This window comes from Paenibacillus sp. R-74696, from assembly GCF_055814915.1.
This window is the reverse complement of record NZ_JBPULM010000045.1, coordinates 1-19,055: the sequence shown is the minus strand read 5'-3', so window position 1 is coordinate 19,055 and position 19,055 is coordinate 1. Positions and strand designations below refer to the sequence as shown.

Genomic DNA, 19,055 nt, shown 5'->3' with positions numbered 1-19,055 from the left:
GGAAAGAAGGGTCATTCCATGTCAATGAGTGAAACCAAGCTGCAACTTCAAGAACATGAAGGCGCTGTTTACGTGCTTACAGAAGCACAGCGAAGAATATGGTACATGGAGCTGCTGAATCCCCATACCACGGTAGCCACACTTAACAGCTTACTTACCATCAAGGGGACGATACAAGAGGAATTGATTCTGGAAGTGCTGCAAAATCTTGCTCTTCGTCATGAAGCTTTGCGCATGCAATTGCTGTATAGGGAGGCGGAGGAGCCTCTCAGCTATGTTGTGCTTTATGAACCATTTGACATTCATGTTGTGGATTTAAGAGAAAGTGAAGCTGAAGCATGGCGGGTAAACGTCGATTTTCTGTCGCGTCAGCCATTCTCTCTTTTTGATTCCCCTTTATTTAAGTTCACATTGCTTCGGACTGGAGAGCAGGAAGCCAGATTGTTTTTGAGCATTCATCATATTATTGCGGACGGCTATTCGCTCAATTTGATAGGGAATGAAATCATTAGCGGCTATAGGGCCTTGCTTTGTCATGAGGAGCTTCCTAATGAGCTGGCGCCTGCTTGTACGGGGCTGCTGCAAAGTGAGGAACAATATTTACAATCTTCCCGCTTTCTAAAAGATAAGGCCTTCTGGGACGAAGAGTTCAGCACGCTTCCCCCAATTACACGGATTGACTCCTCCCAAAGCGCGAGGCAGCTAGCGAGCAGTTCGGCAAGCTGTGTATATTATGAAATAGCTGCATCCGAAGGCAACGTTATCCATGCTTTCTGTGAGGAACAGCAAGTTTCCCCATTTAACTTGTTCGTGGCTGCTCTTTGTCTTTATTTGTCGCGAATTTGCGGAGATGAGGAGATCGTGCTCGGAACGATGTATGCCAATCGGACATCGCGGGAACAGAAAGCGATGGTGGCGATGCTGGTCAGCACGACGCCTTTCCGTATGCGGCTGGATACTTCATGGTCGTTCGCAGATTTCCTGAAACAGGTGAAAAGCAAGCAAAGCGAGCTGATTCGGCATCAGAAATACCCGTTTAACCGGATTGTACCTGAGCTTCGCAACCAATTTGGTTTTACTGATGCGCTGCTACCTGTATTTTTCAATTACCATCCGATGGAGTGGGATGCGCTGCCCGCTGACGCACCATTCCAATATGAGACGAAGCCGCTCGGAAATGATCATCAAGATAACGAATTGACGGTGCACATTCGCGAACATGTAAAAACAGGCGAAATGGCTATTCAAATCGATTATTTAACAGACCTGTTTGCACGCGAAGACATTGACCTTTTGATTCAACGCTTGCTGCATGTGATTAGAGAAGCCATAACAGATCCTTTGCAAGCGATAGGACGTTTTAACATTCTGCCTTCTTGGGAGCTGCAGGACGTACTGAGCTCGTACAGCTTTGGACGGCGGATTAAGCACCAACAAGAGCTTTTATTGCACGAAATGTTCGAGGCGCATGCTGCAAACACACCAGATCGTACCGCTGTTGCGGGATCTGACGGCTCGTCGCTGACCTATCGTCAATTGAATGAGCGAGCTAACAAGTTGGCGAGAACACTGGGTCAACAAGGCATACGCCAAGGGGAGCCTGTAGCCATTTTGGGAACACGATCTCCGCTCATCGTGACCGCTGTTCTTGCTGTATTAAAAGCAGGCGGGGCTTTCGTTCCGCTGGATAATTCGCTGCCTGCTGAACGGCTGGCCTATATGGTGTCGGATAGCGAAGCACGTATCCTGCTTACGGCAGATGATGTCATTATGGCTATTCCTGACGACTGCCAAGTCATTGATTTGAGACAAGAGGCAAGCTATGGCGAGGATGGGGCCAATTTGCTACATCATTGTTCTGCTGAACAGCTTGCGTATGTCATCTACACGTCTGGAACTACAGGCAGACCGAAGGGGGTTATGGTCGATCAATTCAGTTGGGCTGAAACAGCGAGGTCTTGGGGCCATGAATATAAGCTGGAAGTTATGGAGGTAAGGCTCCTGCAATTGGCGAGCTTTTCTTTTGACGTATTTGCAGGCGATTTGGCCAGAGCATGGCTCAGCGGAGGGCTGCTTGTCTTATGTTCGGATGAGGCTCGTCTCAGCTTGCCCCGTCTCCATGCCGCTATCGTCGAATACGGCATTACGCTGCTGGAGTCGACGCCAGCATTGCTTGTACCGCTGATGGATTATATATATGAAAATGATTTAAGTACGGGGCAACTGCGGTTGTTAATTATGGGCTCTGACCGTTTTCCTGCGAAAGACTTTCAGAGGGTGCACGAGCGTTTTGGCTCTGCCATGCGCATTCTCAACAGTTATGGGGTAACGGAAGCATGTATTGATGCGTCCTATTATGAAGTGGGGATGGGGGACATGCTGCCTCAGGAAGGAAGCATACCGATTGGTCGGCCGCTTCCTCATGTCAATCTTTACGTGCTAGGTCAGGGTGGAACCTTACAGCCCGTTGGCGTGCACGGGGAGCTGTGCATTGGCGGAGCCAGCGTAGCTCGGGGCTACCTGAACAGGCCGGAACTGACGGCCGAGCGTTTCGCTCCAGATCCATTCGTTGAAGATGGGCGCATGTATCGCACAGGGGATCAGGCTTGCTGGCTGCCGGACGGAAATTTGCAGTTTCTCGGGCGCTTGGACGACCAGCTCAGTATTCGGGGCTATAGGGTCGAACCGGGCGAGATTGAAGCGCGTTTGCTAGAAATTGAATCCATCCGCGAGGCGGTTGTTGCTGTCATGCCAGATCGCCAGAAAGAGCTGGTGCTTTGCGCATATTACACAGCAGAAGCAGTGCTGGAAACGGCCGAACTGCGAGCATTTTTGTCTTCGATGCTGCCAGACTATATGGTGCCTGCTGCCTTTAAGAAACTGGAGAAACTGCCTTTAACAACAAACGGCAAAGTGGATCGCAGAGCTTTGCCTGCACTGGATGAAATAGTTTCCTCCAAATTATACATACGTCCAGTTACAGATGCGCAGCAGCGGATGGCTGCGTTATGGCAGGAGGTGCTGGGTCAAGAGCGGATCGGGCTGGAAGACAATTTCTTTGATCTTGGAGGCCAATCGCTGAAAGCCATAACGCTGCTGACGCGCATCCATCAGGAATTTCAGATAGAGCTCGGCTTGCGGGACATTTTTCAGGCTGTAACGCTCAAAGATTTAACCGAGTCGGTCAGCTCAGCCACCGAATATATTTACGAGTCGCTTATGCCTGCGCCACATCAACCGTATTACCCGCTGTCATCTGCGCAGAAACGGCTATTTATGCTGCAGCAATTGGATGCTTCGGGTCTTAGCTACAATATGCCAGCTGTCTTGCATTTGGAAGGCCCGCTGGATAAGCAGCAGATGGAGGCAACATTGGGTGTCCTTATCGCTCGGCACGACGCTTTACGCACTTCATTTACAGTTGTAGATGGAGAGCCTGTTCAGCATGTGCATCAGCAGGTTGTCTTCTCCCTTCTTTATGAGGAAGCAGAGGAAAAAGAGGCATACGAGCAAATTTCGACTTTCATCCAACCGTTTGACCTTGGCATGGCTCCGCTGCTGCGGGCAAAGATTGTACGTATTGGGGAGCAACGGCATCTGCTCTTGTTTGACATGCATCATATTATCTCGGATGGTATTTCTGTGCAAATTTTGACCGGGGAGCTAGCTGCAGCTTATGCCGGAGAAATGCTGGAGCCGTTACAGCTGCAATATAAAGACTACGCTGTATGGCAGCAAGCCTACAAGTACACACAAGATTACGCCAAGCAGGAAGCCTATTGGCTGGATCAGTTTGCCGGAGACGTGCCTGTGCTTCAACTGCCGACCGACGATTCTCGCCCGGCTGTACGCAGCTTTAAAGGAAACCGAGTAGACGCCGAGCTTCGGGGCGAGCTTGCAGCAGCGGTCCGGGAGCTGGCTCGCAAGAGCGGTGCCACCGTATATATGGTGCTGCTAGCAGCATACAGCGCACTGTTGTCGCGAATCAGCGGGCAAGAGGAGATTGTTGTCGGAACGCCTGTTGCAGGGCGTCAGCACGCGGATCTGTCAGGCATGTTAGGTATGTTTGTCAATACCTTGGCGCTTCGCATGCACCCGGAAGGCGACAAAACGTTTGCCGCCTATCTGCGCGAAGTGAAGCAGACGGCATTGTCTGCTTTTGAGCATGGGAATTACCCATTTGAGGAATTAGCCCAGCGCATTGTTCAGCAGCGTGATCTAAGTCGCAATCCGCTCTTTGACGCGATGCTCGTTGTGGAGCATGCGGATCACGAGGAGTTTAAGCTTGCCAATGTCCATGTTACTCCGCACGCATTGGATTATACGGCAGCTAAGTTTGACTTGACACTCACCGTGACGGAGCGGGAGGAAAGCTTCTCATTGAGATGGGAGTATGACTCCGCTTTGTTTGGACATCGTACGATAACACGCTGGAGCGATTGCTTCCATGAGCTGCTGGTTCAGGCTGCTCGCTCCCAGGATGCGAAGCTAGGGACATACGATATAGTAACGGGTCAGGAAAGAGAGCAATTGTTAGGCCAGTTTGCCGGGACTAAGAAAAACTATGGCCCAGCAATCTCGGTGCTAACGTTATTTGAGCAGCAAGCTATGCAAACTCCAGACCAACCGGCTGTCATTTGGGAAAAGGATGAGCTGAGCTACCGGCAGCTCAATGAGTGGGCAGAGCAGCTCGGCGCTGAGCTGCGGGGGCAGGGAGTGGGAGCGGACACGATTGTCGCTGTTATGACTCATCGTTCGTTAGAAATGGCGGTAGGCATACTGGCGGTCTTGAAAGCAGAGGGAGCCTACCTTCCGATCGATCCTGAATTTCCGATCGATCGCATTCGGTATATGCTAGGGGACAGCCGCCCTCAAGTGCTGCTTACGTTCAGAACGTATGAGCCGCTTGTTGCGGAACTCCAACAGGACATTTCTGTTTTGTATTTTGAGGACCACCCGCTACGGCAAATCCCAGTGAAGGCAGTGAAACGCTCGTTCGCTCCAGAACACTTGGCCTATGTCATCTACACATCGGGTACTACAGGGAAGTCTAAGGGCGTTATGATTGAACACGGCAGCTTGGCGAACACGATACAGTGGAAAAAACGCCACTATTCGTTTGGCCCGCAAGATAGAGCGTTGATGTTGAATCCTTTTATTTTTGATTCGTTTGTGACTCACTTTTTTGGGCCTATCGTTTCAGGCGCAGCCGTTGTTATTTTGAGTGATCAAGGCAGCAAAGATGCTTCAGCCATTCGCGAAGCGATCGTGAGCCATCAAATTACCCATTTGCAAAGCCCTCCAAGCTTCTACTCTGCCATGCTGGAAAGCATGATGCATAAGGATTGGCGCTCGGTGCGAAGTGCGGTAGTAGCCGGCGAGGCGGTTGGCCTGCCTTTAATTCGTCGACTGAAGGCTATGAATCCCGATATGCAGCTGATGAATGAATACGGTCCAACCGAAAATACCGTCGTGACGACAGCAGTGGAACTAACGGAAGAGACGGCTGTAACCATTGGGCGACCCATACCGAATGCGCGGGTTTATATTTTAAATGCACAAGGTATGCTGAATCCGCTCGGTGTACCGGGCGAACTTTGCATTGCCGGGGCGGGCTTGGCCCGGGGATATATGAATCAACAGGAATTGACGGCATCCAAGTTTACGGCTGATCCTTTCGTGCAGGGCGAACGTATGTACCGAACAGGCGATTGGGGCCGGTGGCTGCCGGATGGCACATTGGAGTATTTGGGACGAATGGATCATCAAGTGAAAATTCGGGGGAACCGGATTGAACTCGGCGACATTGAGACGCATCTATTAACGCTTCCAGAAATGAATGAGGTAACCGTCACTGTGATCGAGGAATCAGAGGGCAACGCCAGTTTATGCGCTTATTTTGTAGCGGAGCGGGAATACGCAGTGAAGGAGCTAAGACAGCTGCTTGGCTTGGCATTGCCGTCTTATATGATGCCGTCTTATTTTGTTCAAATACCGCAAATGCCTTTGACTGCCAATGGCAAATTGGACCGCCGAGCGCTTCCGCTTCCTGACAGCAGCAATCTGACCAAAGATGGCAGCTACTTGGCTCCGAGGTCCGAGGCAGAACGAAAGATGATCGAAGTGTGGCAGGAAGTGCTGGGCGTACGTCCGATAGGGGTTCAGGATGATTTTTTTGAACGAGGTGGGCATTCGTTAAAAGCCACGTTTGTTGTTGCTCGCATGCAAAAAGAGCTTCAGGCCGACGTTACGCTGCGGGATCTGTTCCAATACCCGACCGTTGAGGCGATGACAGAAGTGATCGCATCCAGGTCAATGAAAAGATTTGATGCTCTAGAGCTAGCGACGCAGATGGACTATTATCCGCTTACGAGCGTGCAAAAAAGGCTATTCGTGCTGCAACAAATGGAAGGAGCAGAAGTTAGCTACAACATGCCCGCCGTTCTGCGGATGGAAGGTATGCTGGACCCATTACGCTTTGAGTCCTCCTTGCAGCAGCTCATTCTGCGTCATGACGCGTTGCGAACATCCTTTGCATTCATCGACAACGAGCCCGTACAGCAAGTGCATGAGCATGTGCAGATAGCCGCAGCCTACCGGGAGGCGGAACAACAGCAGCTTGATGCCGTAATTGCGGAGTTTGTACGTCCATTCGATCTTGGACAGGCTCCTTTGCTGCGCGTGGAGGTTGTACGCGTGGAAGCACAGCTGCACTATGTGCTGCTCGACATGAACCATATGATCTCGGATGGCGTGTCAATGAGCATTTTTGTAGAAGAATTTACGAAACTGTATGCTGGAGAAAAATTGGAACCGCTGCGGCTGCAATACAAAGATTATGCCGTATGGCAGCAGAAATACGCCCAAAGTGCCGTGTATCTGGAGCAGGAGGGCTACTGGCTCCAGCATTTGGGCGGAAAACTGCCTGTGCTGCATCTTCCTGCCGATTACACACGTCCGGTTTTGCGCAGTTTTGCGGGGGGCCGAGTCGATTTCAAGCTAGACAATGCGTTGTCGGAGGCGGTACAAAAGCTCGCGCTGGATAAAGGGGCCACCGTGTACATGGTGCTGCTGGCGGCGTACAGTACGTTCCTGTCGCGGCTGTCCAACCAGGATGAGATCATCATTGGCTCCCCTGTTGCTGGACGTCCGCATGCAGATTTGTCATCCATGATGGGGATGTTTGTTAATATGCTGCCTTTGCGTACATTCCCTTCAGGACCAAAGGGTTTTGCCCAATTTTTAGAGGAAATCAAACAAACGACACTGGATGCTTTAGTGCATGGGGATTATCCTTTGGAGGATTTTGTGAATCAGGTTGTCAGAGAGCGGGATATGAGCCGCAATCCGTTGTTCGATGCCGTATTTGTGCTGCAAAATACCGATTTGTTGCCCATTGCGCTACCTGACTTGAGCGTAGAATCGTATCCGTTTGCCGAAACATCGGCGAAGTTTGACCTCACGCTTCAGGTTAACGAGCATCAGGACGGCTACTACTGCTCCCTGGAGTTTTCCACGGCATTGTTTGCTCGTGAAACGATAGAGCGCTGGTGCCGCTATTTTACGGACATGCTGCATCATGTAGTCGCTGAGCCGGATACGCGGCTTGCCGAAGCGAGGTTGCTTCGTGAGCAAGAACAACATGAACAGCTTATGGCTTACAGCGGGCTACCTGTGTCGCCTGTAATGCAAGTGTCTATTACAGAGCGTTTTCAAGAAATCGTCCATCATCATCCTGAACGGCTGGCCGTTGTATGCGGCGAGCGGCAGCTTACGTACGGGGCATTGCAGTGCCAGTCCTTAGCTGTAGCCGGGAAGCTTATTAGAAAGGGGCTGCTTCCTCAAGCGGCTGTTGGCATTTTGGCTGAGCGCTCCATCGAGTTTGTTGTTGCAGTCATGGGCATTTTGCAGGCGGGCGGCGCTTACGTACCTTTGGACCCGGAGGCTCCGGATGACCGCCATATGTATATATTGAACGATTGTGGCGCGGAATGCATGATCGTTGTTGGCGATTTGCGCGTGCCGGAACGGTATGAGGGATCGGTAATCAGGCTTGATGCTGATATGCTTCTGGAGGAAGCTCTGGAGGACAACGGGGAATCGCGCACGATCCGTAAAATTCGCAGCGATGATCCTGCCTATATAATGTACACCTCTGGCACAACAGGCAGTCCAAAAGGCGTGCTGGTCACACACGGCAATGTCGTCAACCTGGTGACAGGAGGCGGGTATGTGCCGTTTCATAGCGATCATCGTTATGCGCAGACCGGCTCGGTCAGCTTTGATGCGGCAACATTTGAAATTTTTGGCGCACTGCTTCATGGCGGAGCGCTGTACCCGGTAGAAAAAGACGTACTGCTAAGTGCGAGACGATTAGGACATTTTATTGCAGCAAACCGCATTACGGTCATGTTTTTGACAACATCGCTATTTCACCACTTGGCCAATGAGGAAGCGGGAATGTTTGATGGGCTTCAGCATTTGATCATGGGTGGAGAAATATTGCTGCCGAAGCCTGTTCACGCTGTTCAGAAGGCTAGCCCGTCCATCACGATATGGAACGGATACGGGCCGACGGAGAACACTACGTTTTCGACTGCCTTCCCTCTCACTGAGACGACCGGGATGACGAGCATTCCGATAGGACGGTCGATTGGTGGAACGACAGCCTACGTGCTTGGCACTGGCGGTCAGATGCTTCCCGTTGGCGTACCGGGAGAGCTGCACCTCGGAGGTGCCGGTGTAGCCAAAGGCTACTGGAACCAGCCTGAGCTCACGAAGGGGAAATTCAAGCCTGATCCGTTTATTGAAGGTAAAACCATGTATGCAACAGGGGATTTGGCTCGCTGGCTGCCTGATGGCAATCTCGAATATATGGGACGAATCGATCAGCAGGTCAAAATTCGGGGATACCGGATTGAACTGGGCGAAATTGAAGCGCGTCTGCTGCTGCACGCCGATATTCGTCAAGCTTCAGTCGTCATTCGGAAAGATACACCTGGAAACGAAATGCTTTGCGCTTATTATGTTAGCGACGGTGTGTTAGATCCTTCAAAATTGAGATATCAGCTGAGCACAGCTCTGCCTTTGTATATGGTCCCTGAGTATTACATCCGCCTTACGGAACTGCCGCTTACGAGAAATGGGAAGCTGGATCGATCGGCATTGCCTGCGCCTGCATACGATACAGCGGCAACTGCGCCATATGTTGCCCCTCGTACAACGACGGAAGCTCAACTAGCGGCAATTTGGGAGGACGTATTGCAGACTTCGCAAGTGGGAGCAAGAGATAACTTTTTTGCACGGGGAGGGCACTCGCTAAGCGCGATGACGCTGGCATCGCACATCCATCAAGTAATGAATGTGCGAGTGGAGATTCGTGATATCTTCCGTTTTTCGACTCTTGAAGCGCTGGCGCTCAGTATAGAGGAGCGAGGGAAAGACCTATTTGAGGGTCTGCGGCCTTCGGCTCCGCGTGACTACTATCCGCTGTCTTCCGCGCAAAAGCGGATGTACGTGCTGCACCAGCTTGAAGGTGCGGAAATGAGCTATAACATGCCTGCGGCTCTGCTATTCAATGGACGGGTGGAGTTTGCCCGATTGGAACGCGCTTTTAAGGAGCTTATCGCCCGCCACGAAGTGCTGCGGACCAGTTTTGATATGCTTGATGGCGAGCCCGTTCAAAAAATTACCGCAGAGGTTGATTTCAATTTGGCTTACGGGGAAGCTGGAGACAGACCAATAGAGGAAATGATTCGGGCGTTCATGCGTCCTTTCGATTTGGGCCTGGCTCCGCTGCTGCGCATTCAGTTGACGAAGCTGACCGATACGCAGCATCTGCTTCTGTTTGATATGCATCACATCATCTCTGACGGGACTTCAATAAGCCTTTTCATCGAGGAGATGACATGGCTGTACGCTGGCAAGCGTTTAGAGCCACTATCCCTTCATTACAAAGATTACGCGGTATGGCATGCATTTAACAAACACTCGGAAACGTATGTCAAGCAAAAAGAATTTTGGGTACAGCAGCTTGGCGGCGAGGTTCCGATTCTTCATTTGCCGTCGGATTTCCCCCGTCCAGCTATAAAAAGCTTTGCGGGAAGTCGGCTGGATTTTGTCATAGATGCAAAATTGAGCACGCAAGTAAAACAACTGGCGCAAGACACAGGGACTACTTTATTTATGGTATTGCTTGCTGCTTACAACGTGTTCCTAGCGAAAATTTCAGGTCAAGATGATATTGTCGTGGGCACGCCGATTGCCGGTCGTCCTCATGTAGACCTGTCCGATATGATGGGAATGTTCGTGAATACGTTAGCCATTAGATCAATGCCGTCTGTAGACAAAACATTCAGGGACTACTTGGAGGAAATCAAGCAAGTTTCTTTGGCAGCGTTTGAACATGCGGACTACCCGTTTGAGGAAATTGTCGATCAAGTCGTTCAACACCGGGATGTGAGCCGGAACCCGGTCTTTGATGCGATGTTCGCTCTGCAAAATATGAAACGATCTGTTCTGCATATGTCAGATGTCGAGATCCTTCCTGTCCCAATGGAAAACCCGACGGCAAAATTCGATTTGTCTTTGTTTGTCAACGAGTCCGCAGATGAGCTGCATGGCAGCTTGGAGTATGCGACATCGCTGTTTGAGGCGGGTACCATTGAACGTTGGAAAGATCATTTTATCGCACTGCTTCGGCATACCTTGGCTGAGCCGGACGTCATGCTCGGCAAGGCGAACTTGCTTAATGAACAAGATTTGATGACTCTGCATCGGTGGATGGAAGGGCCTGTGAAGAAGCTCGAAGACACAAATGTGCATCAGTTATTTCATAAGCAGGCGGAGAAAACACCGGAAGCGGCTGCGCTCGTATTTGGCGATACCATGCTTACTTACGGGGAACTTGACCGTTTATCGGATCAAATGGCTGCTGCTCTACGACAAGAGCAGATCGGCGGCGGAAGCATTGTAGGGCTAATGGCTCTGCGCTCTCCCAAAATGATTATCGGTTTGCTTGGCATTTTGAAAACGGGAGCGGCCTTCCTTCCGATTGATCCTTCCTACCCTGAGGAACGAATTTCGTTCATACTGGAAGATTCTAAAGTCTCTTGCCTGCTGGTGGATTCGGATTCCGCCCAAACGCATGATTGCCTTGTCCGTCGCAGCAAAACGAGAATCATCGAACAGCTTCTTGCCACAATAAGCTCCAGCGATACAAGTGAGGTTTCACATGAGCAGCTTCAGAGTCCAGCAGCGACCGAAAGCAGCCGACTGCTCTACGTCATCTATACGTCGGGTACGACAGGCAATCCGAAAGGTGTCATGCTTGAACATGGCAACCTCATCAACTTGATTATGCATCAATATGAGCATACTTACATTCCGTTTGACAAGGATGTGTTGCAGTATGCTTCGTATAGCTTTGATGTGAGCTATCAAGAAATTTTCTCGACTTTGCTTGCCGGAGGAACGCTGCACTTGATCAAGGAGGAGATGCGCCAAAATGCAACTGCGCTTTTCCGTTATGTGGAGGATCGAGGCATTCAGACCTTGCTCCTGCCTTCGTCGTTTGTCAAATTCGTCTGGAACGATCCGACTTATGAATCGGTATGGCCGAAGTGCGTGAAGCATTTGATTACAGCGGGAGAGGCGCTAATTGTTGGTCATGCACTACAGCAATTTTTGCGAGAGCAGGGCGTAACGCTGCACAATCATTACGGTCCTTCCGAGACGCATGTGGCTACGACGTATACGATAATGCCGAAAGAGCCGATGGCTGCGCTGCCTCCGATTGGTAGACCGATTAGCAATTCGTCTGTTTATATTGTCGATTCTCTAGGACAGCTGCAACCGATCAACGTAGCCGGCGAGCTGTATATTGGGGGAGCTTGTGTCGGCAGAGGTTACCTGCATCAGCCTGATTTGACAAGTGAGAAATTCCTTTCCAATCCATGGTCACCCGGAACCCGGATGTACCGAACTGGGGATAAGGCCCGCTGGTTGGCCGACGGAAACATTGAGTATTTAGGCCGTATCGATCATCAGGTTAAAATTAGAGGATACCGAATCGAACCGGGCGAGATCGAAACCAAGCTGCTGGAGTTGGACGGGATTCGAGAGGCTGCTGTAATTGCGCTGCAAGATGAACGCGGCAGCAATGAGCTGTGCGCTTATGTGGCAGGTGAGCGTGAATACACATTTGCTGAGCTGCGTGCAGCGCTTAGAACGATCTTGCCGGAATATATGATACCGGCCTATTTCGTGCAGCTTGCAGAGCTGCCGGTTACGCGTAACGGCAAAATTGACCTTAGAGCGCTGCCGAAGCCGACGGAAAATTTGGCGGAAGGCGATTATGTCTCGCCACGGACACTAGTAGAAACAAAGCTGGCTCTGCTGTGGCAGGAGGTACTGGGGCTTGAGCGCGTCGGCATTCGCGACAACTTCTTCGAGCTTGGCGGCCATTCGCTCCGAGCAATGACGCTCGTTTCGCGCATTCATCAGGTACTGGAGACCGAGGTTCCCCTGCGGCAGTTATTCCTTTCGCCTACGGTCGAAGGTCTGGCGGCCGTACTAGAAACAGCCGACGAGCGCGAATTTGAAGCGCTGGTGCCCGTGAAGGCTCAGGAGGCGTATCCGCTGTCCTCAGCGCAAAAGCGCCTGTACATTTTACAGCAGCTAGAGGGAGCGGAGCTTAGTTACAACATGCCAGTCGCTCTGCGTCTGGCGGGAGCGCTGGATCGTCAGCGGCTGGAAAGGGCACTGCAAGCGCTGGTGGCCCGCCACGAATCGCTGCGGACAGGGTTCGCAGTAGTGGACGGGGAGCCGATGCAGCGAATTGTGGCGTCTCCCGTGTTCTCGGTAACTTACGAGGAAGCGACGGAGGAGGAAGCACAGGAGCGCGTTCGCACCTTCCTTCGTCCGTTTGACCTCAGCGAAGCGCCGCTGCTGCGGACGACGGTGGTACGTGTGGACGAAGCGAATCATTTGCTGCTGTTCGATATGCATCATATTATTTCCGACGGCACGTCGATGAGTATATTTGTCCAGGAGTTTACGAAGCTGTACGGAGGAGAAGAACTGGAGCCGCTGCGTTTGCAGTATAAAGATTATGCGGTTTGGCAGCAAAGCTACCGGGAAAGCGCGTCTTATGGGGAGATGGAGCGCTACTGGCTGAAGCAGTTCGCCGGGGAGCTGCCGGTGCTGAGCCTGCCGCTTGATTATCCGCTTCCGGCGGTGCGCAGCTTCGAGGGAGCGCACGTAGAATTCGAGCTGGACAGCGAGCTGTCAGCAGCGCTGCGGGAGCTGGCCCGGGCGAATGGGGCGACGTTGTATATGGTGCTGCTGGCGGCGTACAGCGCGTTGCTGGGTCGGTTAAGCGGTCAGGAGGAGCTGATCGTGGGCACGCCGATTGCGGGACGTTCGCATGCTGACTTGCAGGGCATGCTGGGGATGTTTGTGAACACGCTGGCGCTGCGACTAAGCCCGTCGGGTGAAAAATCGTTCTCCGCCTACTTGCAGGAAGTGAAGCAGACGGCGCTAAGCGCCTTCGAACACGGGGACTATCCGTTCGAGGAACTGGTGGAGCAGGTAGTCAGGCAGCGAGATTTGAGCCGCAATCCGCTTTTTGATGCGATGCTGGTGTTGCAAAACACGGAGCAGTCGGAGCTGGAGCTGACAGATCTGCAATGGACACCGTACCCGGTAGAAAGCGGAGCGGCGAAATTCGATTTGACGCTGTCGGTAAGTGAAGAGGAGCAGGTCATGCGTTGCACGCTGGAATACGCGGTGAAGCTGTTTGAGCAGGGCACGATAGAGCGCTGGGTGGTTCATTTTACGGAGCTGCTGCGTCAAGTGACCCGTGATTCGCATACAACACTGGGAAGCATGGACTTGCTGACGGCAGGACAGCGGGAGCAGGTGCTGGTGCAATTCAACGCTACGGAGCTGGAGCTCCCTGTGAACGCGACGGTGCATGGGCTATTCGAGCAGCAGGCTGCGCGAACGCCGGGGCATCCGGCGCTGGTGAGTGGACTGTCCGTGTGGACGTACGACGAGCTGAACGGACAAGCCAACCGCATCGCGGGCTGGCTGCGCGCGCATGGCGTGAGCAGCGAAGACCGCGTCGGTGTGCTGCTGTCCCGTTCGCCTTGGCTGATCGCGGGTCTGCTGGGGATTATGAAAGCCGGTGCGGCCTATGTGCCACTGGATCCGGCGCTGCCAGCCGGCCGCATCGAAGGGATGGTTCGGGATGCCGGAATCAGCATTCTCTTAAGCGAAGAAGCCCAACGAGAAACGGTGGCGGGCTGGGTAGAAACCCCGCTGCGTCAGGTGCTGTGTCAGGTGCTGTGTCTGGAGGAGCAGGGCTCTGACGGACAGCAGGAGGCTTCAGATGGACAGCAGGAGGAGCATGCCTCAGATAGACAACTGGCTTCGCAGGTGAGGTTCGCCTCTGTGGAGGAACTGAAAGCTTATTCCTCGGCATCAACGGAGGTGGAGACCCGCGCTGAAGGCAGCGCGTATGTCATCTACACGTCGGGGACGACCGGCACGCCGAAAGGTGTGGTGGTGGAGCATCGGAACGTGGTCAACTTTATGATGGGGATGGTGGAAGCTCTGCCCTTTGCGCCATCTGCAACCATGCTCAGTGTGACGACGGTGTCCTTCGACATCTTCGTGACCGAGAGCTGGGTACCGCTGAGCTGCGGCATGCAGGTGCTGCTGGCGAGCGAAGCGGAGCAGCAGGACCCCGCGCAGCTGGCTGCGCTGCTCACGAAGCATCCGGCCCAGGTGATGCAGACGACACCTTCCCGTCTGGTGATGCTGCTGGAGGATGCGCGCAGTGCAGCTGCGCTGCGTCCTATGCAGGCGCTGCTGATTGGCGGGGAGCCCTTCCCTGCCACGCTGGAAAGCCAATTGCGCAGTCAAACGGAGGCGGAGCTGTACAATATGTACGGGCCGACGGAAACGACGGTCTGGTCGACGTTTGAACACCTGAGAGGAGCGGGTGAAGGCGGAAAAATGAGCATCGGCCGTCCGCTGGCCAATACGCAGGTGTATGTGCTGAACGAGGCGCTGCAGGTGCAGCCGATCGGAGCGGTGGGAGAGCTGTGCATTGGAGGAGCTGGGGTAGCCCGAGGCTACTGGGCACGCGAGGAACTGACGAAGGAGCGGTTTGTCGGGCATCCGTTTGTGCCCGGGGAGCGGATGTACCGGACTGGCGATTTAGCCAGATGGCTGCCGGATGGTCGATTGGAGCATATGGGCCGGATGGACCATCAGGTGAAGATACGGGGTTACCGGATCGAGCTGGGCGAGGTGGAAGCGCATCTGCTGCAAATCGAAGGGGTAAAAGAAGCGGTGGTGACGGTGATCGCTGGAGAAAGGGAGACGGACGCAGCGGAATTGTGCGCGTATGTGACCGTGACGGGCAGCAGCGAGCTGGGAGCGAAGGAGATACGAAACAAGCTGGCAGAGGGACTTCCCTCGTATATGATTCCAACGCACATCATATCCCTAACCGAGATGCCGCTAACACCTAACGGGAAGCTGGATCGCAAGGCGCTGCCGAAGCCGGAAGTCGGGGGGCAGAGCGAAGCGGCGTATGTCGCGCCACGAACACCAGTCGAAGCGGAAGTCGCGCGGCTGTGGGAGGAAGTACTGGGACTTGAGCGCGTCGGCATTCGCGACAACTTCTTTGCGCTTGGCGGCCATTCGCTCCGGGCGATGACGCTAGTATCGCGTATGCATCAGGCATTGGAGACGGAAGTGCCGTTAAGAGAGGTGTTTCTCTATCCGACCGTTGAAGAGCTGGCAGCGGTGATTAGCGTACGGGAACAGAAGGCGTATGCGGCCATTCCCCGTGTGGAAGCCAGAGACTACTATCCGCTATCCTCGGCGCAAAAACGGATGTACCTTTTACAGCAGCTAGAAGAAGCGGGGAAAAGCTACAATATGCCGGGGATGCTGCTGCTGGAAGGCGAGCTAAACCGAGCGCGTTTTGAAGCAGCGTTCGGGCTCCTGATTGCCCGTCACGAAACGCTGCGAACCGAATTTGAGCTGGTGCAGGGCGAACCGATGCAGCGGGTAAAGGAAGCGGTTGACTTTGAGGTTGCCTATGTAATAGTGGCAAGCGAGGAGGAGGTCGAAGCTCGTGTGCGCGAATTCGTGCAGCCGTTTGACCTCAGCGAGGCGCCGCTGCTGCGGGTCGAATTAATCGAATGGGCGGAAGAGCGCTATGTGCTGCTGCTGGATATGCATCACATCATTTCCGATGGCGCGTCGATGGATATTTTGGTGGACGAATTCGCCCGTCTCTATCGGGAGGAGAAGCTGCCTGAACTGCGGATTCAGTACAAGGATTATGCAGTTTGGCAGCAGTCTGAGGCCAATAAAGAACAAATGAAGGAGCATGAAGCCTACTGGCTGAAAGCCTTGGCTGGAGAATTGCCCGTGCTGGAGCTGCCGACGGACGCCGCACGTCCAGCGGTGAGACAGTCCGATGGAGCTGCGTTTGACTTCGAGCTCGATTCGCATCAGAGGGATGCGTTACATGAGCTTGCTGCTCAGCATGGATCGACCTTGTATATGGTGCTGCTCGCGGCGTATACAATTTTGCTGCATAAATACTCCGGGCAAGAAGACATTATTGTCGGTACGCCGATTGCAAGCAGAATGCATCCGGACATAGAGCCGCTCATTGGAATGTTCGTCAATACCCTTGCGATCCGCACATATCCGCACGGCAGCATGCCGTTTTTGAGCTATTTGCAGGAAATGAAGGAAACGGCGCTCGGAGCGTATGAGCATCAGGACTACTTGTTTGAACAATTGGTAGAAAACGTGCAGGTTAATCGTGATTTAAGCCGCAATCCAGTGTTTGACGCCATGTTTGTCCTTCAAAATACAGAAAACACAGGCATTCGTATGGAAGGGCTTGAACTAAAGCCATATCAGAGCGAATACGCGATAGCTAAATTCGACCTTGTTCTGGATGTTCGGGAAGAAAGCGACGGACTATCATGCAGCCTACAGTACGCAACAGCTTTGTTCAATAGGGAAACGGCACAGCGGATGGCGAAGCATTTTGCTCATTTGGTAGACAGCATTATTGAAGCACCTGAGGCAGAAATTGCCGATCTGAGCATGCTGAGCAGTAAGGAGCTGGCACAGATTTTGCACGGTTTCAATGATTCTTCAGCGGAGTATCAGCGGGAGAAGACGATTCAGCAGCTGTTTGAGGAGCAGGCGCAGCAAAATCCGAATGCTGTAGCCGTTCGGTTTGAGCAGGAGCAGTTGACGTATCGGGCGTTGAACGAACGAGCCAATCGCTTGGCGCGAACACTGAGGGCTGCGGGTGTGAAGCCTGATCAATTGGTGGGCATTATGGCTGAGCGCTCGCTGGAAATGGTCGTTGGCTTGATGGCGATTTTAAAAGCAGGGGGCGCATATGTGCCGATTGATCCGGACTATCCGCAGGAACGAATCAGCTATATGTTGGAAGACTCCGGGACGCAGGTGCTGTTGGTTCAGGAGCATCGGCAGCAGCAAGCTGTGTTTGAAGGCACGGTCATTTTGCTTGATCATGAGCAGTCTTATCATGAAGATGGGGCCAATCTGGAATCCGTCAATGTGCCGAGCAATGCGGCCTACGTCATCTACACATCGGGGACGACAGGCAAGCCGAAAGGAACCTTGATCGAGCATAAAAATGTTGTGCGGCTGCTGTTCAACAGCAAAAACCTGTTTGATTTCGGCCCGTCGGATACGTGGACGCTGTTCCACTCGTTCTGCTTTGACTTCTCGGTATGGGAGATGTACGGGGCTTTGCTGTACGGCGGGAAATTGGTCATCGTGCCGTCGCTGGCGGCAAAAAATCCGGCGCAATTTCTGCAATTGCTTGCTGAGCAGCAAGTGACGATTTTGAACCAGACACCAACCTATTTCTACCAATTGCTGCGTGAAGCGCTGGCAGAGGAAGCGCCGATGCTGAGCGTGCGCAAGGTCATTTTTGGTGGTGAGGCATTAAGCCCGCAACTGTTAAAAAACTGGAGAGCGAAATATCCGGCGACGCAGCTGATCAATATGTACGGCATTACGGAAACGACGGTACATGTCACGTACAAAGAGATTACCGAGGTAGAGATTGAGCAGGCGAAAAGCAATATCGGCCGTCCGATTCCTACGCTAAAAGTATACGTGCTGGATGCAAAGCGCAATTGCGTGCCTGTCGGTGTAACTGGGGAAATGTATGTAGCTGGCGAAGGGCTGGCGCGTCTGTATTTGAACCGTCCTGATTTGACAAATGAGAAGTTTGTTGACAATCCTTTTGATGCTGGCGCAAAAATGTACCGTTCCGGGGATTTGGCAAGATGGCTGCCAGATGGCAGCATCGAGTATTTGGGCCGAATCGACCATCAAGTGAAAATTCGCGGGTACCGTATTGAGCTTGGCGAAATCGAAACGCAGCTGACCAAGGTGGAAGCGGTGCAGGAGGCAATCGTTCTCGCTTGCGAGGATGGAGGCGGAGAGAAGCTTCTTTGCGCGTATTTTGTAGCAGATCAGCCGTTTGCGGTAAACGAGATAAGAAGCCTGCTATCGCAAGAGCTGCCGGGGTACATGATTCCGTCGTACTTTGTGCAGATGGATCGGATGCCGCTGACATCGAACGGAAAAATCGACCGCAAAGCGCTGCCAGCGCCTGAAGGCAGATTGCAAACAGGAGAGGAGCTTGTTGCGCCGCGCACGTCGCAGGAAGCGGAGCTTGCGGAAATTTGGCGGGAAGTGCTCAAGCTGGAACGGGTTGGTATAAAGGACAATTTCTTTGAGCTTGGCGGCCACTCTTTAAGGGCAGCAACGCTGGTAAGCATGGTACGTAAAGTGATGAATGTGGACCTCCCGCTGCGAGAGGTATTCCAATACGCTACCATTGAACAGATGGCGTATGCGATTGGTAAGCTGGAACAAGCTTCTTACAGCTTCATTCCTTCCATCATTGAAGAAAATGAATTTTATCCACTGTCCTCAGCGCAAAAGCGTCTGTACGTGCTACAGCA

The 19,055-nt window shown here is 52.7% G+C and carries 1 protein-coding gene; it reads left to right on the top strand.

Annotation, left to right across the window (positions count from 1 at the left end; all coding sequences use genetic code 11):
* Positions 1 to 18: 18 nt before the first annotated feature.
* The coding region (locus ACSR9A_RS20265) for a non-ribosomal peptide synthase/polyketide synthase (protein ID WP_473759193.1) at positions 19 to 19,055 on the top strand (19,037 nt) is incomplete at its 3' end.